Annotated in this window: 24 protein-coding genes and 1 riboswitch; of the genes, 19 read left to right on the forward strand and 5 right to left on the reverse strand. The window is 72.9% G+C overall.

What is annotated here, in order from left to right; genetic code table 11:
* Positions 1–32: 32 nt before the first annotated feature.
* The 3 genes from OHS17_RS04270 to OHS17_RS04280 all read left to right on the forward strand — a co-directional run bounded on the left by OHS17_RS04270 (position 33) and on the right by OHS17_RS04280 (position 3538).
* A complete protein-coding gene (locus tag OHS17_RS04270) occupies positions 33–1631 on the forward strand; it encodes a sigma-70 family RNA polymerase sigma factor (RefSeq protein ID WP_330311117.1) in 1599 nt (532 codons plus the stop codon).
* 79 nt (positions 1632–1710) lie between these two features.
* Positions 1711–2445 carry a lysophospholipid acyltransferase family protein gene (locus tag OHS17_RS04275; RefSeq protein ID WP_330315152.1) on the forward strand — a complete coding sequence of 245 codons (735 nt, stop codon included), beginning with the start codon at positions 1711–1713 and terminating at the stop codon, positions 2443–2445.
* Positions 2446–2488: 43 nt separating this feature from the next.
* On the forward strand, positions 2489–3538 hold the full coding sequence (locus tag OHS17_RS04280; RefSeq protein ID WP_330311118.1) for an NAD-dependent epimerase/dehydratase family protein: 1050 nt from the start codon (positions 2489–2491) through the stop codon (positions 3536–3538).
* A gap of 15 nt (positions 3539–3553) precedes the next feature.
* On the opposite strand, the gene OHS17_RS04285 is transcribed toward OHS17_RS04280, so the two are convergent.
* Positions 3554–4183, reverse strand: a complete 630-nt coding sequence (locus tag OHS17_RS04285; RefSeq protein WP_330311119.1) for a TetR/AcrR family transcriptional regulator — start codon at positions 4181–4183, stop codon at positions 3554–3556.
* A 127-nt stretch (positions 4184–4310) separates the two neighbouring features.
* On the opposite strand from OHS17_RS04285, the gene OHS17_RS04290 reads away from it, so the two are divergent.
* A complete protein-coding gene (locus OHS17_RS04290) occupies positions 4311–5300 on the forward strand; it encodes an ABC transporter permease (protein ID WP_330311120.1) in 990 nt (329 codons plus the stop codon).
* Positions 5301–5358: 58 nt separating this feature from the next.
* Here the strand turns inward: OHS17_RS04290 and OHS17_RS04295 are convergent, their stop codons facing one another.
* A complete protein-coding gene (locus OHS17_RS04295) occupies positions 5359–5643 on the reverse strand; it encodes a type II toxin-antitoxin system Phd/YefM family antitoxin (protein WP_330311121.1) in 285 nt (94 codons plus the stop codon).
* Between the two features lie 96 nt (positions 5644–5739).
* Here OHS17_RS04295 and OHS17_RS04300 point away from each other — a divergent pair, with 96 nt between their 5' ends.
* The 3 genes from OHS17_RS04300 (at position 5740) to OHS17_RS04310 (ending at position 7668) form a co-directional block, all read left to right on the forward strand.
* A complete protein-coding gene (locus OHS17_RS04300; RefSeq protein WP_330311122.1) occupies positions 5740–6372 on the forward strand; it encodes an ATP-dependent Clp protease proteolytic subunit in 633 nt (210 codons plus the stop codon).
* 76 nt (positions 6373–6448) lie between these two features.
* Entirely contained in the window at positions 6449–6688 is a 240-nt protein-coding gene (locus OHS17_RS04305) for a hypothetical protein (RefSeq protein WP_330315153.1), read from the forward strand.
* 338 nt (positions 6689–7026) lie between these two features.
* Positions 7027–7191: riboswitch (cyclic di-AMP (ydaO/yuaA leader) on the forward strand.
* A gap of 3 nt (positions 7192–7194) precedes the next feature.
* Positions 7195–7668, forward strand: a complete 474-nt coding sequence (locus OHS17_RS04310) for a C40 family peptidase (protein WP_018105217.1) — start codon at positions 7195–7197, stop codon at positions 7666–7668.
* A 10-nt stretch (positions 7669–7678) separates the two neighbouring features.
* Here OHS17_RS04310 and OHS17_RS04315 read toward each other — a convergent pair whose 3' ends face one another.
* Positions 7679–8110 (reverse strand): ATP-binding protein, encoded by a 432-nt coding sequence (locus tag OHS17_RS04315; RefSeq protein ID WP_330311123.1) that lies wholly within the window; start codon positions 8108–8110, stop codon positions 7679–7681.
* Between the two features lie 204 nt (positions 8111–8314).
* Here OHS17_RS04315 and OHS17_RS04320 point away from each other — a divergent pair, with 204 nt between their 5' ends.
* Positions 8315–9175, forward strand: a complete 861-nt coding sequence (locus OHS17_RS04320; protein WP_018105215.1) for a helix-turn-helix domain-containing protein — start codon at positions 8315–8317, stop codon at positions 9173–9175.
* A 26-nt stretch (positions 9176–9201) separates the two neighbouring features.
* A complete protein-coding gene (locus OHS17_RS04325) occupies positions 9202–9399 on the forward strand; it encodes a DUF397 domain-containing protein (RefSeq protein ID WP_330311124.1) in 198 nt (65 codons plus the stop codon).
* Between the two features lie 14 nt (positions 9400–9413).
* Here OHS17_RS04325 and OHS17_RS04330 read toward each other — a convergent pair whose 3' ends face one another.
* Positions 9414–10556: an 8-amino-7-oxononanoate synthase gene (locus tag OHS17_RS04330; protein ID WP_330311125.1), complete on the reverse strand. Its 1143-nt coding sequence runs from the start codon at positions 10554–10556 to the stop codon at positions 9414–9416.
* Between the two features lie 142 nt (positions 10557–10698).
* Between OHS17_RS04330 and bioB the strand changes: the two genes are divergently transcribed.
* From bioB to mug, 10 genes are all read left to right on the forward strand, one after another.
* A complete protein-coding gene (bioB, locus tag OHS17_RS04335) occupies positions 10699–11919 on the forward strand; it encodes a biotin synthase BioB (protein ID WP_330311126.1) in 1221 nt (406 codons plus the stop codon).
* Entirely contained in the window at positions 11912–13216 is a 1305-nt protein-coding gene (locus OHS17_RS04340) for an adenosylmethionine--8-amino-7-oxononanoate transaminase (RefSeq protein ID WP_330311127.1), read from the forward strand. The genes bioB and OHS17_RS04340 overlap by 8 nt, the downstream gene beginning before the upstream one ends.
* A 3-nt stretch (positions 13217–13219) precedes the next feature.
* Positions 13220–13909 (forward strand): dethiobiotin synthase, encoded by a 690-nt coding sequence (gene bioD / locus OHS17_RS04345; RefSeq protein ID WP_330311128.1) that lies wholly within the window; start codon positions 13220–13222, stop codon positions 13907–13909.
* Between the two features lie 222 nt (positions 13910–14131).
* Positions 14132–15415 carry a cytochrome P450 gene (locus OHS17_RS04350; RefSeq protein WP_330311129.1) on the forward strand — a complete coding sequence of 428 codons (1284 nt, stop codon included), beginning with the start codon at positions 14132–14134 and terminating at the stop codon, positions 15413–15415.
* A gap of 64 nt (positions 15416–15479) precedes the next feature.
* Positions 15480–15920 carry a GNAT family N-acetyltransferase gene (locus OHS17_RS04355; RefSeq protein WP_330311130.1) on the forward strand — a complete coding sequence of 147 codons (441 nt, stop codon included), beginning with the start codon at positions 15480–15482 and terminating at the stop codon, positions 15918–15920.
* Positions 15921–16086: 166 nt separating this feature from the next.
* Positions 16087–17424 (forward strand): hemolysin family protein, encoded by a 1338-nt coding sequence (locus tag OHS17_RS04360; protein WP_330311131.1) that lies wholly within the window; start codon positions 16087–16089, stop codon positions 17422–17424.
* Positions 17421–18440 carry a hemolysin family protein gene (locus tag OHS17_RS04365; RefSeq protein ID WP_018105206.1) on the forward strand — a complete coding sequence of 340 codons (1020 nt, stop codon included), beginning with the start codon at positions 17421–17423 and terminating at the stop codon, positions 18438–18440. Before OHS17_RS04360 ends, OHS17_RS04365 begins: the two co-directional genes overlap by 4 nt.
* Positions 18441–18521: 81 nt before the next feature.
* A complete protein-coding gene (locus tag OHS17_RS04370) occupies positions 18522–19391 on the forward strand; it encodes an SGNH/GDSL hydrolase family protein (RefSeq protein WP_330311132.1) in 870 nt (289 codons plus the stop codon).
* A 59-nt stretch (positions 19392–19450) separates the two neighbouring features.
* Positions 19451–20893, forward strand: coding sequence for an adenylosuccinate lyase (gene purB, locus OHS17_RS04375; RefSeq protein ID WP_330311133.1), 1443 nt, complete (start codon positions 19451–19453; stop codon positions 20891–20893).
* A gap of 31 nt (positions 20894–20924) precedes the next feature.
* Positions 20925–21470 carry a G/U mismatch-specific DNA glycosylase gene (mug, locus tag OHS17_RS04380; protein WP_330311134.1) on the forward strand — a complete coding sequence of 182 codons (546 nt, stop codon included), beginning with the start codon at positions 20925–20927 and terminating at the stop codon, positions 21468–21470.
* On the opposite strand, the gene OHS17_RS04385 is transcribed toward mug, so the two are convergent.
* Entirely contained in the window at positions 21467–21901 is a 435-nt protein-coding gene (locus OHS17_RS04385; protein WP_330311135.1) for a hypothetical protein, read from the reverse strand. The genes mug and OHS17_RS04385 overlap by 4 nt on opposite strands.
* Positions 21902–22148 lie beyond the last annotated feature (247 nt).

A 22148-nucleotide genomic window follows, 5' to 3' on the forward strand; every position in this document is an offset into this window, starting at 1 on the left:
CCAGAACAGGACTCCGGAAGAGTGAGCACAGCATGGGCCAGGACCGCGAACGGGCGTTGATCAAGGCGGCACGAGCCGGTGACGCCGACGCCAAGGACCAACTCGTCGCGTCCTGTCTTCCGCTGCTCTACAACATCGTCGGACGCGCGCTGAACGGCCACGCGGACGTGGACGACGTCGTGCAGGAGACGGTCCTGCGCATGCTGCGCGCTCTGCCCGGCCTGCGGAGTCCGGAGAGCTTCCGCTCCTGGCTGGTGGCCATCGCGATGAACGAGATACGCGGGCACTGGCGCGACCGGCAGTCCGCCGCGATCCCCGTGGAACCGCTGGCCACCGGCCACGACCGGGTCGATCCGGCGGCGGACTTCGTGGACGTGACGATCCTGCGGCTCGGCCTGTCCGGGCAGCGCCGCCAGGTCGCCGAGGCGACCCGGTGGGTGGACGAGGACGACCGGGCGCTGCTCTCGCTGTGGTGGCTGGAGGCGGCGGGGCAGCTGACCCGGGCCGAGGTGGCCGCCGCGATGAACCTGTCGCCCGAGCACACCGCCGTACGCGTGCAGCGGATGAAGGCGCAGCTGGACACCGCCCGCGTGGTGGTGGGCGCGCTGGCGGCGCAGCCCCGGTGCATCCTGCTGGACGACATCCTGACCGGCTGGGACGGGGCGCCCTCGCCGCTGTGGCGCAAGCGCATCGCACGGCACGCGCGCGGCTGCACGGTCTGCTCGGGCTTCGGCTCGGGCCTGGTGCCGGCCGAGGGGCTGCTCGTGGGCCTCGCGCTGGTCCCGCTCGCGGTGGCCGGGGCGGGCCGGGCCCCCCGGCTGACCGAGGTCGCGGCCGGCACACCCCTGGACGCGCCCGTGCGGCCGGGCCGGGCGGCGCTGCGGCGGAACCAGGCGCGCCGCCGCCGGCGCAACGCCGTGGTGGCGTCCGTCCTCGCGGTGGGCGTGCTGGGGGCCGGGGGCGCCGCCGTCCATCTGTCGACGGAGGACGACGGCGGCGACGAGGTCTCCGTCGCGACGGCCCCCGAGGCCGACGGCTCCGTCACCGCGACCGCTTCGGCCGGGGCGTCCGCCTCCGCGACGTCGTCCGCCTCGCCCTCGCACTCCGCGGGGAGCCCGAGCCCGAGCGCCACGAAGAAGAAGGACCGGGCGAAGCCGAAGAAGACGGCGCCCGCGACCACACGTCCCCCGGCGACGAAGCCCCCCTCCGCGACCCGCCCGGTCGCGGCCGAGCCCGCGCCGAGCCCGCCCTCGGACGCGGAACAGGTGCTGGCCCTGGTCAACACCGAGCGGGCGAAGGAGGGCTGCTCGCCGGTGACCGGCAACGACGAGCTGACGGCCGCCGCACAGCGGCACTCCGAGGACATGGCCGCGCACGACTACTTCTCGCACACCTCGCAGGACGGCTCGGGCCCCGGCGAGCGGATCACCGCGGCCGGCTACCGGTGGAGCACGTACGGGGAGAACATAGCGAAGGGGCAGCGAACGCCCGCGGACGTGATGAACTCCTGGATGAACAGCCCCGGCCACCGCGCGAACATACTGAACTGCTCGTTCAAGGAGCTGGGCGTGGGCATCCAGGACAGCCCCGGCGGCATCGTCTGGACGCAGGACTTCGGCGCGCAGATGTGAGGCCGCGGCGTCGCCGGGCGGGCACGGGGTATACGTCTCCATCATCGACCCGCTGATGGACTCGGACCGGGGAGAGACCGTGTTCTACTACGTCCTCAAGTACGTCGTTCTCGGCCCGGTGCTGCGGCTGCTGTTCCGGCCGGTCATCGAGGGCGCGGAGCACATTCCGGACGACGGCGCCGCGATCGTCGCGGGCAACCACCTGTCGTTCTCCGACCACTTCCTGATGCCCGCGATCCTCAAGCGGCGGATCACCTTCCTGGCCAAGGCCGAGTACTTCACGGGCCCGGGCGTGAAGGGCCGGCTGACGGCCGCCTTCTTCCGTAGCGCGGGCCAGATCCCGGTGGACCGGTCGGGCAAGGAGGCGGGACAGGCCGCGATCCGCGAGGGCATCGGGGTGCTGGAGCGGGGCGAGCTGCTGGGCATCTATCCGGAGGGCACCCGCTCGCACGACGGACGGCTCTACAAGGGCAAGGTCGGGGTGGCGGTCATGGCCATCCGGGCGCGGGTGCCGGTGGTGCCGTGCGCGATGGTCGGCACCTTCGAGATCCAGCCGCCCGGCCGGCGCCTCCCCCGCCTCAAGCCCGTCACCATCCGCTTCGGCGAACCGCTGGACTTCTCCCGCTACGCGGGCCTGGAGGACGAGAAGGCGGCCATCCGGGCGGTGACCGACGAGATCATGTACGCGATCCTGCGGCTCTCCGAGCAGGAGTACGTGGACGAGTACGCGGTGAAGGCCAAGCAGGCGGCCGGGGAGAAGCAGCCGGGCCGGTTCCCGAAACGGCGATGCCGACAGCGGATTCGCGAACAGTGAACGGCGCTGGTCGGGGGCGTGGGCCGGGTCTAGCGTGCGGGCCATGAGCAAGGGACACGCATGGGTGCTGGGAGCTACGGGACAGATAGGGCGGGCCGCTGTGCGCGCGCTGTCGCAGGACGGCTGGGAGGTGACGGCGGCCTCGCGCGGCGGGGGCCGTGACGAGCGGTGGGACGAGGGGGTCCGGGCGGTCGCCCTGGACCGCGACGAGGAGGGCGCACTCGCGGCGGCGCTCGGACCGGGCTGCGACGTCCTGGTCGACATGGTGGCGTACGGGCGGCAGCACGCCGCGCAGCTGACCGGGCTCGCCGACCGGATCGGCTCGGCGGTCGTCGTCTCCAGCGGCGCGGTGTACGAGGACGAGAAGGGCCACAGCTTCGACACCCAGGCCGAACCGGGCGGGGCGCCCTGCTATCCGGTGCCGATCCCCGAGTCGCTGGCCACCGTGGCGCCGGGCGAGGACACGTACGCGGCGCGCAAGATCCGGCTGGAGCGCGATCTCCTGGCGGCCGGTGACGCGCTGCCCGCCACGCTGCTGCGGGCGGGCGCGGTGCACGGCCCGCACTGCCGCTCACCGCGTGAGCTGTACTTCGTCAAGCGGGCGCTGGACGGCCGCACCCGGCGCGTGCTGGCGTACGGCGGGGCGTCGCGCTTCCACCCGGTCCACTCGGCGAACGTGGCGGAGCTGATCCGGCTGGCCGCCGCCCGGCCCGGGTCGCGGGTGCTGAACGCCGCCGATCCGCAGGCGCCGACGGTCGCGGAGATCGGCGAGGCGGTGGACGCGGTGCTGGGCCTGAGCACGGAGACGGTGCTGATGCCGGGCGACCCGACTCCGGAGGGCGTCGGCTCGACGCCGTGGAGCGCGCCGCACTCCATCGTGTACGACATGTCGGCGGCCGGGCGGGAGCTGGGCTACCGGCCGGTGACGGGGTACGCCGAGTCGCTGCCGGAGACCGTCGAGTGGATCGCCGGGCAGCTCGCCGGACGGGACTGGCGGGACGCGTACCCGGCCATGCTCCGGTCGTACGGCACGGGCCTGTTCGACTACGCGGCGGAGGACGCCTGGCTGGCGGAGCACGACCGGCGGGGGTGAGCCCGGGCGGGCGCGTCAGCCCGTCCGCGCCACGTCCATCGACATCAGCCCGCGCAGCCCGTTCTCCAGGACCTCCGGGCCGGTGTCGCCGAACATGGCGAGCTGGGCGATGAACCCCTGGGCGGTCGCGATGAGGGCCCGGGCGACGTGCTCGTCCGGCACGTCCGCCCGGAGCACCCCCGCCTCCCGGTACAGCCCGACCAGCTCGGTCCAGGCCCCGCGCAGCCCGCCGAACGCCTCGGCGAGGGTGGCCGCCAGCCGCTCGCTGCGCAGGGTCTCCGACCACACCTGGATGATCAGCCCCGCGTACGCCCGGGGTTCGAGCCCCCGCCCCGATTCGAGGCCGTCCGCGAACAGGCTCCGCGACACCCGGCCGATCAGCACGTCCGGGGCGGGGACGGGGGTGTCCCGGGCCGCCCCCTCGAAGGCCCTGCGCACCCCGTTCACGGCCTCGGTCGCGATGGCCGCGATCAGGTCCTCCTTGCCGCTGAAGTAGCGGTAGACCGCCCCCGCCGAGAGACCGGCCTCCTTCAGCACGTCCTGCATGGAGGTGCCGTGGAAGCCGTCACGGGCGAAGCAGCGCGCGGCGCCGTCCAGGATCTGTCTGCGGCGGGCGTCGAGGTGCGCCTGGGATACACGGGCCATGCGGCCAACCTAAAACGAACATTCATTCTTGACAACCGCCGACAGCCGGGGCGACAGTGGCCGTGTCTTATAAAACGAACGATCCTTCTCTTTGAAGGATCGTTCTCCCTGAATCGAGGCCCGTCCCATGTCCCTCACCCCGAACCGCCGCCTGGTGGTGGTGGTCCTGCTGGTTCCGCTGGTGGTGACTCTCGCCCTGTGGGCCTTCGCCTGGCCCGCCGCCCGGACCGCACCGCGCGACCTGCCGGTCGGGATCGCCGGTACCGCACCGGCCGCCGACCGGCTCCAGCAGCGGTTCGAGGAGCGCGACGGGGCCTTCGACGTGCACCGCTACGACTCCGAGGCCGCGGCCCGGGACGCGATCGAGGACCGGACCGTCTACGGCGCGGTCGTCGTGACCGCCAAGGGCCCCGAGCTGCTGACGGCGAGCGCGGGCAGCACGGTGGTCGCCCAGCTGCTGCGCGAGGCGGTGACCGCCGGGGCACCGGCCGGCACGGCCGTACCGGTCACCGACGTGGTGGCCGCGCCCGCCGCCGACCCCCGGGGCGCCGTCCTCGGTTCGAGCATCCTGCCGCTCGCCATCGCGGGGGTCGCCGCCGGGGCGGCCGTGACCGTGCTGAGGCTGCGGGGGGCGCGGGCCGCGGTCGCCCTGCTCGGCGTGGCCGTCATGGTGGGGCTCCTGGCCACCGCGGTGACGGACAGCTGGCTCGGCGCCCTCCCCGGCGACTGGTGGAGCGAGGCCGGGACCATCGCCCTGACCGTGCTCGCCATCGGCGCGCCGGTCGCGGGCCTGGCCGCCCTGCTCGGGACTCCGGGCATCGGGCTCGGCGCCCTGCTCATGGTGCTGCTGGGCAACCCCTTCTCGGGAGTGACCAGCGCACCCGAACTGCTCCCCCGCCCGATCGCCGTGATCGGTCAGCTGCTGCCGCCCGGGGCAGCGGGGTCCGCGCTGCGCTCGGTGGCGTTCTTCGACGGCGCGGCGGCGGCCGTCCCCGCCCTGACGCTCGGCGTGTGGGCGGTGCTGGGACTGGGCGCGGTGCTCGTCGGCGGGCGCCGCAGGACGGCGGCCGACACGACGGCCCCGGCCTCGGCGCGGGAGCCCGCGCTGGCGGGCTGACCACGCCCGGAACTGCGCCCCCGTCCGACCGGACGGGGGCGCTTCGCCGTGTACGGGGTCAGTCGTCCCGGCCGTGGTGGCCGCGGTGCTCCGCCGCGATGCCGAAGCGCTGCCCTTCGCCGGGAGCGGACGGGGCGGAGCCGATCGAGGAGACCGAGCTGATCACGTGCTCCTGCTCCGCCGCCTCCTCCTTCTCGAGTCGCTCGAGGTCAGCGGCCGATACGAGGGCGACGAGCGGCTTGCCGTGCCGCGTGACGACCACGCGCTCGCCGCCGTAGACGACGCGGTTGATCAGTTCGGCGAGTTCAGCCCGGGCTTGCGTCACCGGAATCTCGTAGGCCATGCTCCCATCATAACCTTCTGTACGTCCTGTACATTTTTTACGGAAGCGTGCGCGGGCGCCCCGCTGTGCCCGCGCGACCGGAGGAGAGGCACAGCCGTGTACCGTCCCGCCGCCCGTCACGTCCTGCCCGAGTTCACCGAGCGCACCTCTCAGGGGTCCCGGACCCTCGACCCGTACTCCAAGCTGCTCGCGGAGCGCGTCGTCTTCCTGGGCACGGCCCTGGACGAGACGGCCGCCAACGACCTGGTCGCCCAGCTGATGTACCTGGAGCACGACGCGCCGGACCGGCCCGTCTCGCTCTACATCAACTCGCCGGGCGGCTCCTTCGGCGCGATGACGACCCTGTACGACACGATGCACTTCCTCGGCTGCGAGGTGGAGACCTACTGCCTGGGCCGGGCGGGGGCCGGGGCGGCGGTGCTGCTCGCCGCAGGCGCCCCGGGGCGGCGGCACATGCTGCCCGGCGCCAAGGTGGTCGTCAGCCAGCCCGCGCTGGACGAGCCGCTTCAGGGGCAGCCGTCCGACCTGGAGATCGAGGCGCGGGAACTGGCCCGGATGCGCGAGACGATGACCGGCATGCTGGCCCGGCACACCGGGCGCTCCGCCGAGCAGGTCACCGAGGACACCGAGCGCGACCTCGTCCTCGACGCGGAGGGCGCCCTGGCGTACGGGCTGGTCGACCACATCGTGCGGAACCGGGTCCCGGCGCCGCCGCGCTCCGGGTGGTGAACCGGGGATGCAGCCACCGGACTTCCCGCCGCTGCCCGCCCTGACCCGGGCCGAGTCCGAGTTCATCGACGGCTAGCTGCGGGTGGTCGACCAGGTGGGCCGGATCAACCCGGCGCACGGGGACGACACCTACACGGCCCTGCGCGCCGCCCAGGCCCTCGCCTCGCACGCGGCGGCCTTACGGGACGCGCTCGCGCTGATGCACCGGCGCGGCGAAACACGTATCCACAGCGGCACTTTGACCCGCGCACTGCGGGAGCTGGACGGCGAGCGGAGGGCGGCCCGGGTCGCCCTGCCGCCCGCCCCGCCGGACTGACGCCCCCGCAGGTCACCGACACGCCCGGTGGGCGCGCGGAATTTCCTCGCTCGTTCGGCGTAGGCGTTCCCTCTCACGAGCGACGGTCCGATTTGCCTTTTCCTGATGCGCGTGAGGCGCGTTCCCTCGCGACACCGCTGGTACGGCCGTGGCCGCGGGCGGCCGGCGGACCGCCGTCCGGGTTTCCCTCCACCTGAACGGGCCATCCGCGGCGGTCTTCACCGATGGCTGTTCCGGCTCGGAAATCCGGCACGAGGTGAGTCAAGATCCCTGGGACGACAAGCCCCCGCCACCGCGGCGGGGCGGTCCGGGCGGACGCCGAGTCCTGCCGCCGCCCGGATGACTGGTCGACAGGAGTGGATCGGCAGGAGTGGAGGACCCGAGCACTACGGGACCGCCGGATCTCCGGTTGTCCCTCGGGGTGAAGCCGCCTCGCGCGGCCGGGCAACTTCGCCAGCCCGAACCCGACAGGTCATCCTTCACAGGCGGCTGACGAAGGGTTGCGCATGAGTGCGCAGGTTCATGTCCCGTCTCTGCTCGCCCGGGCCACCACGGCCTCGGTCATGACTCTCGCCGCCGTCGGCGGCACGTTGTGCGTCCCAGGAGCCGCGCCCGAGGCGCAGGCGGCCGGCCACGCGATGAAAGCCCTGAAGATCGCCGCGTCGAAGAAGGGGGCGCCCTACCGCTGGGGCGCCACCGGGCCCGGCAGCTTCGACTGTTCGGGGCTGACGCTCTACTCGTTCAAGAAGGCCGGCAAGAGACTCCCCCGGACGGCCCAGCAGCAGTACAACAGGACCAGGCACATCTCGGCTTCCCAGCGCCAACGAGGTGACCTGGTCTTCTTCCATTCGGGGCGCAGCGTCTACCACGTGGGCATCTACGCCGGCAGCGGGAAGATCTGGCACTCTCCGAAGACCGGCGCCGTGGTCCGCCTGGAGAAGATCTGGACCAGGAGCGTCTACTACGGCCGGGTCGCCTGATCCGGCCGCCTCAGGGCTGGGCGGGGACCTGCCACGGGAGCGCCACCCAGACGGTCTTGCCGCCGTCGGCGGTGGGGGTGACGGCCAGCCGGCCGCCGTACTCCTTGGCCAGCGAGCGGATGATCACCATGCCGCGTCCGTTGTCCTGCTGGACGGCGGCGGGCAGCCGCTGCGGCCGACGCGGGTGACTGTCCGTCACCCCGAGGCGCAGCTCCTCGTCCCGTTCAAGACGCAGGTCGACGGTGAAGGTGGGTGACTGCCCGAAGGTGTGCAGGACGGCATTGGTGGCCAGCTCCGAGAGGATGAGGCGGACGGTGTCGGCCATCTCCGCGTCCTCGGGCAGGCCCCACTCCGTCAGCACCCGGGCGACGAACCCGCGGGCCGCGGAGACCGAGACCGGCTCGCTCGGCAGGGTGACACGTGCTTCCTGATGGTCTGCCATGGCGAGCCGTCCCTTTCCCACCCGGTACCGGCCCGTCGAGCGGTCCGGTTGTGCTTCGCGCCAGAGTGCCACCGATGCTGCCCTCCGTGGCGGCGATCCACCAAGATATGCATATATCTGTCGCTCAAACCGGTGAACTCTCCCCACGCGAGCCCCCTCCGGCGCCACACTGTCTGCTCGTCGGGCAGCGGAGGGAGTCATCGGATGCAGCACGGCCCTGCGGTGCGGCGCCGCAAGCTGGGAGAGGAGCTGCGGAGCCTGCGCCAGGCGTCGGGGCTCACGAGCCGGGAGGCGGCGGCGCTGCTCGGCTGGCACCAGTCGAAGGTGAGCAGGATCGAGACAGGTGTCAGCGGGGTGCGGCCGGACGACGTGAACCGGCTCCTCGACGCGTACGGCATGGACGATCCGAAGCTCCGCGAGGTCCTGGGCGCGCTGGCCGGTTCGGCGGGCGGGGGCGGCGCCGGCTGGTGGCACGCCTACCGGGGGCTCATCCCGCCCCAGTACCGCGACTTCATCAGCCTGGAGTCGCAGGCGCGCACCGCCCGCACGCTGGAGACCACGGTGGTGCCGGGCCTGTTGCAGACGGCCGACTACGCCCGCGCGGTGACCCGGGCCTCGCTGGACGGGCTGCCGTCCGGTCAGCTGGACTCGCTGGTGGAGGTGCGGCTGACCCGGCAGGGGGTGCTGCGGAGCGATCCGCCGCTGCGGCTGAGCGCGGTCCTGGACGAGGCGGTGCTGCGCCGGGAGGTCGGCGGCCGACGGGTGATGCGGGAGCAGCTGCGCCATCTCGCCCGGGTGGCACAACTTCCCCATGTGCAACTCCAGTTACTTCCGTTCTCGGTCGGCGGCTATGTCAGCCTCACGAGCCCTTTCGTTATCTTCTCCTTTCCGACCGCTTCCGACCTTGACGTGGTCGTTCTTGACCACTTGACGAGTAGCCTCTATCTGGAACGGAAAGAAGACCTTGCGGCGTACAGCTCGGCCTTCGAGACCCTTCAGACGCACGCGCTGTCGCCGGAGCACACGCTGGACCTGATCGCCGCGATCGACCGCGGCGACCGGTGACCCCCCCACCGCCCGGAGGAAGCGTCATGTCCGAACACCCCGCCCGGCCCGCGTCGCGCTGGCGAAGCAGCAGCTACAGCACGGGAATGAACAACTGCGTGGAGACCGCGCCGTCCGTCAGCGGACGGCTGCTGGCCGTCCGCGACTCGAAGGACGTGGGCCTGACACACCTGGCGTTCTCGCCGACGGCATGGACGTCCTTCGTCTCCGGCCTGAAACGCTGAGGCGGACCACCGCCTCAGCTCCGCGGTGCGGTCCGCCGCACCGTCTCCACCGCCCGCGCGACCTGTTCGTCCGTCAGGTCCGCGCGGGCGGTCAGCCGGAGCCGTGAGATGCCGTCGGGCACGGACGGCGGCCGGAAGCAGCCCACCGCCATCCCGGCCGTCCGGCAGTCGGCGGCCCAGCGCACGGCGGCGTCGGCCGAGGGCGCCCGGACCGAGACGACCGCCGCGTCGGGCCGCGCCGCGGTCAGACCGGCCGCCGTCAGCCCCTCGTACAGCGCGGTGGCGACCGTACGGGCCCTGAGCGCGCGCTCAGGTTCGCGGCGCAGCAGCCGCAGTCCGCCCAGGGCGGCGCCGACGGCGGCCGGGGCGAGTCCGGTGTCGAAGATGAACGTCCGGGCGGTGTTGACCAGGTGGTCGATGACCCGGGCCGGCCCGAGGACCGCGCCGCCCTGGCTGCCCAGGGACTTGGACAGGGTGAGCGTGGCGACGACGTCCGCGTCCCCCGCGAGTCCCGCCGCGTCGAGCGCGCCCCGCCCGCCCGCGCCGAGCACCCCGAGCCCGTGCGCGTCGTCCACCAGGAGCGCGGCGCCCTCCGCCCGGCAGACGGCGGCCAGTGCGGCCAGCGGCGCGGCGTCGCCGTCCACCGAGAACACCGAGTCGGTGACGGCCAGCTTCCGGCCCTCGTGCCCGCGCAGCGTCTTGCGGACGGCCTCCGGGTCGGCGTGCGGGACGACGGCGGTCTCGGCCCGGGAGAGCCGGCAGCCGTCCACGATGGAGGCGTGGTTGCCCGCGTCCGACGCGATGAGGGCGCCGCGTCCGGTGAGCGCGGTGAGGGCCGCGAGGTTGGCGGCGTAACCGGAGGAGAGGACGAGCGCGGCCTCGAAGCCGCAGAACGCGGCGAGTTCGCGTTCCAGCTCGGCGTGGAGCGCGGTCGAGCCGGTGACCAGGCGGGATCCGGTCGCCCCGCCGCCCCAGCGGCGCGCCGCGTCCGCCGCCGCGGAGGTCACCTCCGGGTGCCGGGTGAGGCCCAGGTAGTCGTTGCTCGCGAGGTCCAGCAGTTCCGCCTCGGCCTCGCGGGGCCGCAGCCGGCGGACCAGGCCCGCGTCCGCGCGACGGCGGGCCTCGTCGTCGATCCACTCGAACGGGGTGGCGGGCATGGGACGTCCCTTTTGTAGGCAGCTCACAGACCCTAACCGGGCTCATGCCGAGACACGGTGTGGCAATGCACACACCCCGTGTGAGCTCTGTTGTCCGGTTCCTCCTTGGCTCCGGGCGGTGCGGTGCGTCAGGATCATCGCCATGGACCTCCTGAACACGCTGGTGGACAAGGGGCTGCGGCGCGAGCTGCCGACCCGTGAAGAAGCGCTCGCCGTACTGGCGACCCCGGACGACCAACTGCTCGACGTGGTGGCCGCCGCCGGCAAGGTGCGCCGTCAGTGGTTCGGGCGGCGGGTGAAACTGAACTATCTGGTCAATCTGAAGTCCGGGCTCTGCCCCGAGGACTGCTCGTACTGTTCGCAGCGGCTCGGTTCCAAGGCGGAGATCCTCAAGTACACCTGGCTGAAGCCGGACGAGGCGTCGAAGGCGGCCGCGGCGGGGGTGGCCGGCGGCGCCAAGCGCGTCTGCCTGGTGGCCAGCGGCCGGGGCCCGACGGACCGGGACGTCGACCGGGTCTCGCAGACCATCGAGGCCATCAAGGAGCGACACGAGGGCGTCGAGGTGTGCGCCTGCCTCGGTCTGCTCTCCGAGGGCCAGGCCGACCGGCTGCGTTCGGCGGGCGCCGACGCGTACAACCACAACCTCAACACGTCCGAGGGGACGTACGGGGAGATCACGACCACCCACACCTACGCCGACCGTGTGGACACGGTGCACCAGGCGCAGGCCGCCGGGCTCTCCGCGTGCTCGGGGCTGATCGCGGGCATGGGCGAGAGCGACGCCGACCTGGTCGACGTGGTCTTCTCGCTGCGCGAGCTGGACCCGGACTCGGTGCCGGTCAACTTCCTGATCCCGTTCGAGGGGACCCCGCTCGCCAAGGAGTGGAACCTGACGCCGCAGCGGTGTCTGCGCATCCTGGCAATGGTGCGGTTCGTCTGCCCGGACGTGGAGGTGCGGCTCGCGGGCGGGCGCGAGGTCCATCTGCGCTCGATGCAGCCGCTCGCCCTGCACCTGGTCAACTCCATCTTCCTGGGCGACTACCTGACCAGTGAGGGCCAGGCCGGGCAGGCGGATCTGGACATGATCGCGGACGCCGGTTTCGAGGTGGAGGGGGCGGGTACGACGACGCTCCCCCGGCACCGCGCGGACGCGGCGGCGGGCTGCGGCTCGCACGCGGACGGCGGTTGCGCCTCCGAGGCCGAGGGCTGCGCTTCGCACGCGGGCGGCGGCTGCGGGCCGTGCGGCGGCGTGGAGGAGGCGGCCGTACCCGCCGCCGAGGTGCCGGAGACCCCGGGTGCCCGGACGGACCTGGTGGCGGTACGCCGCCGCGGCGCGGGCACGGACCTCGCTCCCAATGCCTGAGCCGCTCTCCCCCGCCGTACTCCGGGACCTGGACCGGGCGCACGTCTGGCACCCCTACGGCCCGATGCCGGGCCGGCAGGAGCCGCTGGTCGTGGAGTCCGCGTCCGGGGTCCGGCTGCGGCTCGCCGAACCCGCCCACGGACAGCACGAGTTGGTCGACGGGATGTCCTCGTGGTGGTCGGCCGTGCACGGCTACAACCACCCCGTGCTGAACGAGGCGGCGCGCGGCCAGCTGGACCGGATGAGCCATGTGATGTTCGGCGGGCTCACGCACGAGCCCGCCGTCCGCCTTGCGGCCCGGCTGGTGGAGATCACCCCGGAGCCGCTGCGCCACGTCTTCCTCGCCGACTCGGGCTCCGTGTCGGTCGAGGTGGCCGTGAAGATGTGCCTGCAGTACTGGCGCTCGGCCGGGCGGCCGGCCAAGCAGCGGCTGCTGACCTGGCGCGGCGGCTACCACGGGGACACCTGGCAGCCGATGTCGGTGTGCGACCCCGAGGGCGGGATGCACGAGCTGTGGTCCGGCGCGCTGCCCCGCCAGGTCTTCGCCGGTGAACCGCCCGCCGGTTACGACTCCGAGCCCGACCCGGCGTACGCGGCGCAGCTGCGCGAGCTGATCGGGCTGCACGCGGACGAGCTGGCGGCCGTGATCGTGGAGCCGGTGGTCCAGGGGGCGGGCGGCATGCGCTTCCACTCCCCCGGCTATCTGCGCGTGCTGCGCGAGGCGTGCGACGCGTACGGCGTGCTGCTCGTGTTCGACGAGATCGCCACGGGCTTCGGCCGTACGGGAAAGCTGTTCGCGGCCGAGCACGCGGGGGTCTCCCCCGATGTGATGTGCGTGGGCAAGGCGCTGACCGGCGGGTATCTGACGATGGCGGCGACGCTGTGCACGAGCGAGGTGGCCGACGGCATCTCGCGCGGCGAGGTGCCGGTGCTCGCCCACGGACCGACGTTCATGGGCAACCCGCTGGCCGCGTCGGTGGCCTGCGCCTCCATCGACCTGCTGCTCGGCCAGGACTGGCAGCAGGAGGTCAAGCGGATCGAGGCCGGGCTGAACGAGGGCCTGGCGGCGGCGCGGGAACTGCCCGGGGTCCGCGACGTACGGGTGCTCGGCGCCATCGGGGTCGTCCAGCTGGACCACGAGGTGGACATGGCGGCGGCGACCGCGGCCGCGGTGCGCGAGGGGGTGTGGCTGCGGCCGTTCCGGGACCTCGTCTACACCATGCCGCCGTATGTGACGGGTGACGACGATGTGGCGCGCATCTGCCGCGCGGTGTGCGCGGCGGCGCGGGAGGGCTGAGGCATGAGCGTTCTGGTGGTGACCGGTACCGGTACGGAGATCGGCAAGACGATCGTGACGGCGGCCGTGGCGGCGGCCGCCGCGCACCGCCGCGTCGCCGTCCTCAAACCGGCCCAGACCGGCCTGGCGCCGGGCGAACCCGGCGACGTGGCCGAGGTGGCGCGACTGGCGGGCGCCCACGTCACCGCGGTCGAACTCGCCCGCTTCCCCGAGCCGCTGGCGCCCGCGACGGCCGCCCGGCGGGCCGGGATGGACCCGGTGCGCCCGTACGAGGTCGCCGAGGCCGCCGGGAAGCTGGCCGCCGATCACGACCTGGTCCTGGTCGAGGGCGCCGGCGGGCTGCTCGTACGGTTCGACGACGAGGGCGCGACCCTGGCGGACGCGGCGCGGCTGCTCGCGGCCCCGGTCCTGGTGGTCGCCCCGGCCGGTCTGGGCACGCTGAACTCCACGGCCCTGACGGCGGAGGCGCTGCGGGCGCGCGAGCTCGACTGCCTGGGCGTGGTCATCGGCAGCATGCCGGCCGCGCCCGGTCTGGCGGAGCGCTGCAATGTGGCGGACCTCCCGGTGGCCGCCGGGGCTCCGCTGCTGGGCGTCGTGCCGGAGGGCGCCGGTTCGCTCGCCCCGGCGGACTTCCGGGCGCGGGCGACGGGTTGGCTGGCCGCGCCGCTGGGCGGCGACCGGCCGCTGGGCTGAGCGGAGCGGGCGGCAGCGGCGGGCCGGCAGCCCGCCGGAGCCGCCCGCGCGTCCGTTCACCGGCGTATTCGGACGGATTCCGTACCCCGGCCCCCCATGGGTCGAACACCTGGTCATAATTCCTGCTCAGGGCTCAGGTAGCCGAAGTCACCGCGGTCGGCCACGTCCTGGCGCCGCAGGCGCGCCAACCGACCAGTTCTCGCGACGACTCATGGAGTGACATTGAGTACGACGACGTTCCGTTCCCGCATCACGGCCCGGCTCGGGCGCGGCTACCTGGCCAGGATCCAGAAGCACGGATTCGGGTCGACCACGATGAAACTGCTCCCGGAACAGCTCCTGATGCCGCTGCGCAGGGACGGGCTCGACCCGGTCCGGCGGCTGGCCGAGACCCGTGCGGGCGCACCGGTGTCCAGGGTGGCGCTGCCGTTCGGCATGGACGCCTGGGTGGTCACCGGTTACGAGGAGTCGAAGGCCGTGCTCGGCTCCGCCGAGGGCTTCAGCACAGACTTCGCGCACCTGGCGGGCAACGCGGGCATAGCCGCCGAGCACAGCCCGGGCGGCCTGGGGTTCAGCGATCCGCCGGTGCACACGCGGCTGCGCCGCATCCTGACCCCGGAGTTCACGATGCGCCGGCTGCGCCGGCTGACGCCCAGGATCGACGCGATCGTCGCGGAGCGGCTGGACGCGATGGCTGCCGCGCCGGGGCCGGTCGATCTGGTGCACGCGTTCGCGCTGCCGGTGCCGTCGCTGACCATCTGCGAACTGCTCGGGGTGCCCTACGAGGACCGCGAAGACTTCCAGAAGCTCGCCATGGACCGCTTCGACCTGTTCCAGGGGGCCACCGCGCCGTTCGGCGCCATGTCCGAGTCGCTCGACTACTTCCGGGGCGTGGTCCGGGACCAGCGGCGCGCGCCGGGCGACGGCCTGCTCGGGATGATCGTGCGGGAGCACGGGGACAGCGTGGACGACGAGGAACTGGCGGGCCTGGCCGACGGGGTGCTCACCGGGGGCTTCGAGACGACCGCCAGCACGATCGCGCTCGGCGCCCTCGTCCTGCTGCGGAACCCCGAGGTGGCGGACCGGCTGCGCGAGGACGACGCCGTGACGGCGCCTTTCGTGGAGGAGGTGCTGCGCTATCTGTCGGCCGTGCAGATGGCCTTCCCCCGGTTCGCCCGCGAGGACATCGAGGTCGCGGGGGTGGTGATCCCGCGCGGCGACATGGTGCTCTGCTCGCTGAGCGGCGCCAACCGCGACCCGGCGTACGTCACGGACGACGGGCGGTTCGACGTGGACCGGGTCACTCCGGCCGGCCACCTCGCCTTCGGGTACGGCATCCACCGCTGCATCGGCGCGGAGCTCGCCCGGATGGAACTGCGCTCCGCCTTCCCGGCCCTGGTCCGGCGCTTTCCCGCGATGCGGCTCGCCGTACCGCCGCAGGACCTGGCCTTCCGCAAGCTGTCGATCGTGTACGGCGTCGAGTCGCTGCCCGCGCGACTGGGCTGAGCCGTCCCCGTACCGGCGGGGAAAGCACTCGCCCCGCCGCGCGCACCTCTGATTGGCTCGCGCCATGAGTGATCTCTCGATACACCCCGCCGCCCCTTCCGACATCGACGCCGTGCTGCGGTTCTGGCGGACGGCGGCGGAAGGCACCAGCATCAGCGACGACCACGACGGGGTGGCCCGGCTCATCGACCGCGACCCGGGGGCGCTGCTCCTCGCGGAGCGGGAAGGCGTGCTCGTGGGGACCGTGATCGCGGGCTTCGACGGCTGGCGGTGCTCGGCCTACCGGCTCGCCGTCCATCCGGACCACCGTCGGCAGGGCATCGCGACCGCACTGCTGGAGGCGGCGGAGCAGCGCTTCGCGGAACTCGGCGGGCGGCGGGTGGACGCCATGGTCCTGGAGGAGAACCAGCGCGCGCACCACACCTGGCAGGCAGCCGGCTACCACCGCGAGAACCACTGGCGGCGGTGGGTGAAGCCGCTGGGGCCGGGAACAGGAGGCAGGTGACCGGCCGCACTCGCGACTTTGCCGATCCTTTACTATGGGGAGGCAGTCTTTCCCCTTCCGACGAAAGGTGTGAGCGTCCGCCCATGGGCGAGCCTCCCAGTACCAGAAGCCACCGACATCGCGCGGTCCGCCGGTCCCTGTCCGATCATGGGACGGAGGTGAACCGATGACCGAAGTGCTTCTGCTGCTCGTTGCGGTACTGCTCTCGCTCGCCTGCGGCGCCTTCGTCGCCGCGGAGTTCTCCCTGACCACGGTGGAGCGCGGCCAGCTGGAGCGGGCCGTCGAACGGGGCGAGCGCGGCGCCGAGAGCGCCATGAAGGCGGTCCGCAGCCTCACCTTCCAGCTGTCCGGGGCCCAGCTCGGCATCACGGTCACCAACCTGGTGGTCGGCATGCTCTCCGAGCCGTCGATCGCCAAGATGATCCGGGGTCCGGTGGAGGCCGTCGGCCTGTCGCCGGGTGTGGCCTCGTCCGTGGCGCTCGTCATCGGTACGGCCCTGTCCACGGTGTTCCTGATGGTCGTCGGTGAGCTGGTCCCGAAGAACTGGGCCATCTCCTCGCCGCTCGCGGTGGCGAAGACGGTCGCCACCCCGCAGCGGGCCTTCACGGCCGTCTTCCGCCCCTTCATCAGCCACCTCAACAACACCGCCAACCGGATCGTGCGCCGCTTCGGGCTCGAACCGGCCGAGGAGCTGGCCACCGCGCGCAGCCCGCAGGAGCTGGTGGCGCTGGCCAGGCACTCCGCCAAGGAGGGCGCGCTGGAGGCGGACACCGCCGAGCTGTTCGTCCGCACCCTCAATCTCCCGGAGCTCACCGCGGAGAACGTGATGACCCCGCGCGTGCAGGTCACCGCCCTGGAGGTCAGCGCGACCGCCGAGGACGTCGCCAACGCGACCCGGGCCACCGGCCTCTCCCGCTTCCCCGTCTACCGGGGCAGCCTCGACACCGTCGTGGGCGTCGCCCACATCAAGGACGTCCTGGCGGTCCCGGCCGAGGAAAGGCCCCGCAAGCGGGTGTCCGAGATGCTGCGCGAGCCCGTGCTCGTCCCCGAGACGCTGACCGTGGACCGGCTGCTCGACCGGCTGTCCGGCAAACTCGCCATGGCGGTCGTGATCGATGAGTACGGCGGCACGGCGGGCGTCGTGACGCTGGAGGACATCGTGGAGGAGGTCGTCGGCGAGGTCCGCGACGAGCACGACCCGCACGAGACGCCGGACCTGGCCCCGGCCGGCGAGGACGCCGACGGGCGCGTCCTGTGGTCGGCGGACGGCGCCGCCCGTACGGACCAGCTGGCGACGATCGGGCTGCGTGTGCCGGACGGCCCGTACGAGACCCTGGCGGGCCTGATCGCCTCGGAGATCGGCCGCATCCCGGCCGTGGGCGACTCGATCGAGCTGGCCGGCTGGCGGCTCGACGTGGTGGACGCCTCCGGGCGCCGCGCCGCCCGGGCCCTGCTGCACGCACCGCTGACCGGTGCCCACCTGCCGTCGGAGGACGAGCGATGACCGCCGTACAGCTCTTCATCGGTCTGCTGACGCTGGTCGTGAACGCCTTCTTCGTCGGGGCGGAGTTCGCCCTCATCTCGGTGCGCCGCAGCCAGATCGAGCCGCAGGCCGAGCAGGGGAACCGGCGGGCGCGCAGCGTCATCTGGGGCCTCGAACACGTCTCGGCGCTGCTCGCGGCGGCGCAGCTGGGCATCACGCTGTGCACCCTGGTGCTCGGCATCGTCGCCGAGCCCGCGATCGCGCATCTGCTGGAACCCGTCTTCGACGCGGTGGGCGTGCCGCACGGCCTGGTCCACCCGGCCTCGTTCGTGATCGCGCTGACGGTGGCCACCTATCTGCACATGCTGCTGGGCGAGATGGTCCCCAAGAACATCGCGCTGGCCGAGCCGGTGCGGTCCGCGCTGCTGCTCGGTCCGCCGCTGGTGACGCTGGCCCGGGCGCTGCGCCCGGTGATCTTCGCGATCAACGCCTTCGCCAACGCCCTGCTGAAGCTGTTGCGGGTGGAGACGAAGGACGAGGTGGAGGCGACGTTCTCGAACGACGAGCTGGCGCGCCTGGTGAAGGACGCCGGTGACGCCGGCCTGGTGGACGACCGGGCGGCCGAGCGCCTGCACCACGCCCTGGAGCTGGGCCGCCGGCCGGTACGGGACGTGGTCCTTCCGGTCGACCGGGTGATGTACATCCGGGTCGGGGCGACACCGGAGGAGCTGGAGCGGCTGTCGTACGAGACGGGCTTCTCGCGCTTCCCGGTGATGGACGCGGAGCAGCGCATCCTCGGGTACCTCCATGTGAAGGACGCCCTGGACGTCACCCCGCGCGACATGCCGTTCCCGGTGTCCTCGATGCGGCCGATCGCCCGGGTCCGGGCGGCGACACCGCTGGACGACGCGCTGACGGCGCTGCGGCGCAGCCGTACGCATCTGGCGGCGGTCCTGGACGAGGACGACAGGCTCGCGGGCATGGTCACGATGGAGGACGTGCTCCGGGAGCTGGTGGGGCGGCCGCAGAGCCGCTGACCAGGGGCGGTTCCGGACCCCGGTCCGGAGCCGCCCTTCGCCCGCCGGGGTCTCGGGGCACCGCGATACGATCGCATCGCCATGGAAATGAATGCCTCATACACCAGTCTGGTCGCGGTCGGCGACTCGTTCACCGAGGGCATGTCGGACCTGCTGCCCGACGGCTCGTACCGGGGCTGGGCCGATGTGCTCGCCTCCCGCCTCGCCGCCCGTACGCCGGGCTTCCGGTACGCCAATCTCGCGGTACGCGGGAAGCTCATCGCGCAGATCGTGGACGAGCAGGTGGAGGTGGCGGCCGCCATGCGGGCGGACGTGGTGACGCTGGTCGGCGGCCTCAACGACACCTTGCGCCCCAAGTGCGACATGGGCATGGTCCGCGGACGCCTCGAGGAGGCGGTCGAGCGCCTGGCGCCTTCGTGCAAGCAGTTGGTGCTGATGCGCAGCCCCGGCCGCAACGGACCCGTCCTCGACCGGTTCCGGCCGCGCATGGAGGAGCTGTTCGCGCTGGTGGACGAGCTGGCCGCCCGGCACGACGCGGTGGTGGTCGACCTGTACGGCGCTCCGGCCCTGGCCGACCAGCGCATGTGGGACGTCGACCGGCTGCACCTGACCGCCGAGGGGCACCGCCGGGTCGCCGAGGCGGTCTGGCAGGCGCTGGGGCTGCCGCCGGAGAGCGACTGGAAGGCCCCGCTGCCCGTCTCGGCCCCGGCGCGCTGGGGCGCCCGGCGGGTGGAGGACGTGCGGTTCGCCCGGCAGCACCTGCTGCCCTGGATCGGCCGGCGGCTCACGGGGCGCTCCTCGGGCGACGGGCGGGCCGGGGCACAGTTCGACGCCGCACTCGGGCGGGCCTTCTGGGTGACCCCGGAGGAGGACGGCTGGGCGGCTCCGGTAGCGACGTGGCGTCAGGTGGAGTCCGGTGAGCGGGGGGCGCGGGACGCGTCCGGTTCGTAGCAACGCACAAACCGGACCTCGGCGCTGAGCTGCACAAACCGCCAGTAGAATCCGTACACGTGACTGCTGTGTCTGCGAAGCCTCGCATCCCCAATGTCCTGGCCGGCCGCTACGCCTCCACGGAGCTGGCCGTCCTCTGGTCCCCCGAGCAGAAGGTGAAGCTGGAACGCCGGCTGTGGCTGGCGGTGCTGCGCGCCCAGAAGGACCTCGGGATCGAGGTGCCCGACGCCGCCCTCGCCGATTACGAGCGCGTCCTCGACCAGGTCGACCTGGCCTCGATCGCCGAGCGCGAGAAGGTCACCCGGCACGACGTGAAGGCCCGGATCGAGGAGTTCAACGCCCTCGCCGGCCATGAGCACGTCCACAAGGGCATGACCTCGCGCGACCTCACCGAGAACGTCGAGCAGCTGCAGATCCGGCTCTCCCTGGAGCTGATGCGGGATCGCACGGTGGCCGTTCTGGCCCGCCTGGGCAAGCTGGCCGCCGAGTACCGAGAGCTGGTCGTCGCCGGGCGCTCCCACAACGTGGCCGCGCAGGCCACCACCCTCGGCAAGCGCTTGGCGACCGCGGCCGACGAGCTGCTGGTGGCGTACGGCCGCCTCGAGGACCTGCTCGGCCGCTACCCGCTGCGCGGCATCAAGGGCCCGGTCGGCACCGCGCAGGACATGCTGGACCTGCTCGGCGGCGACGCCGGGAAGCTGGCGGAGCTCGAAGAGCGCATCGCCACGCACCTCGGCTTCGCGCACGCCTTCACCTCGGTCGGCCAGGTCTACCCCCGGTCGCTCGACTACGACGTGGTGACCGCGCTGGTGCAGCTGGCGGCGGCGCCCTCCTCGGTGGCGAAGACCATCCGGCTGATGGCCGGCCACGAGCTGGTCACCGAGGGCTTCAAGCCCGGCCAGGTCGGCTCCTCCGCGATGCCGCACAAGATGAACACCCGCTCCTGCGAGCGCGTCAACGGCCTGATGGTCATCCTGCGCGGCTACGCGTCGATGACCGGCGAGCTGGCGGGCGACCAGTGGAACGAGGGCGACGTCTCCTGCTCGGTGGTACGCCGGGTGGCCCTGCCGGACGCGTTCTTCGCGTTCGACGGGCTGGTCGAGACGTTCCTGACGGTGCTGGACGAGTTCGGCGCGTTCCCGGCCGTCGTGGCCCGCGAGCTGGACCGCTACCTGCCGTTCCTCGCCACGACCAAGGTCCTGATGGGCGCGGTGCGCGCGGGCGTCGGCCGCGAGGTCGCCCACGAGGCGATCAAGGAGAACGCCGTCGCCTCCGCCCTCGCCATGCGCGAGCAGGGCACCGAGCGCAACGAGCTGCTGGACAAGCTCGCCGCCGACGAGCGCATCCCGCTGGACCGCGCCCAGCTGGACGAGCTGATGGCGGACAAGCTGTCCTTCACCGGGGCGGCCGGCGACCAGGTCACCGCGCTCGTCGCGCGGATCGAGGAGATCACCAAGCAGCACCCCGAGGCCGCCGGCTACGCGCCCGGCTCGATCCTCTGACGGCCACGGCCACCGCCTCCGCCTCGCGCAGATGACGCCCGAAGAGCTCCAGGCCGCCCGCGACCGCGTCGTACCCGACGTGGTCGCGGGCGGCCTGCGCGTCCTGTTCTGCGGGATCAACCCGAGCCTGACGACGGCGGCGACGGGGCACCACTTCGCCTTCCCCGGCAACCGCTTCTGGCCGGTGCTCCATCTGTCGGGCTTCACCCCGCGCCGGCTGGCCCCCGCCGAGCAGGCCGAACTGCTCGACCACGGGCTCGGCATCACCAACGTCGTCGCCAGGGCCACCGCCCGGGCCGACGAGCTGTCCGCCGAGGAGTACCGGGAGGGCGGGCGGATCCTGACCGCCAAGGTCGGGCAACTGCGCCCGCGCTGGCTCGCCGTCGTGGGCATCACGGCCTACCGCACGGCGTTCGGCGAGCGCGGGGCCCGGATCGGGCCGCAGGACCGGACGGTCGGCGGGGCCCGGGTCTGGGCGCTGCCCAACCCCAGCGGCCTCAACGCGCACTGGACGGCCGCCACGATGGCCGAGGAGTACGCCCGGCTGCGCGCGGCGGTGCAGGAAGAGTCCGGCTAGGGCGGATCGGTCTCCGTGACGACCACGCTCAGCTCGCAGCCGGAGCCGCCCTCCTCCAGAGCGAGGGCCAGCGCTATCCAGCGCTCCTCGATGTACCAGAGACGCAGGTACGCGCAGCCCGCGACCGTGTCGGCCCACGGCTGCGGTATCTCCTCACCGGCGAGCATCCGCTCCTGGGCGCTGAACAGACTGACCAGCTGCGGCTCGCCCCAGCGGCTGCCGAGCAGGGTGACCAATGCCTCGTGGTCCGCGACGCACTGGGCGCGGCGCTCCAGCCGAGCCGCCTCGTCGTCCTCCCAGACCTCGTCCGCGTACAGGAACGCCGTGTGATAACCGGGACCGCTGACTCCCGAACCCGACCGGACGCGCTCCGCGGGGAACTCCCGGGCGCGCATCCCGTCGATGAGGCGGAGGTGATGTGCGGTGGTCATGCCGTCAGTAAACCTTCCCCCACTGACAATCGGGACTCCGCTCCGTACTTTGAGATGATTTCGGCCACCTCGTTCCGCCTGCCGCGCCCCCAGTTGGCACCGCCCGGGGACCAACTGACCGGAGCCCGGCAGCAGATGGCACGGGTCGTCGCATCCGGCTCCGCGGCAGCCGCGCCCGGCGTGCCCCACCCCTTCCTAACGGCTTCGCATCCCTCGGTCGCCTACCCCCTGAGCAGCGAGTACGATC

The sequence above is a fragment of the Streptomyces sp. NBC_00523 genome (genome assembly GCF_036346615.1).
Lineage (GTDB): Bacteria > Actinomycetota > Actinomycetes > Streptomycetales > Streptomycetaceae > Streptomyces.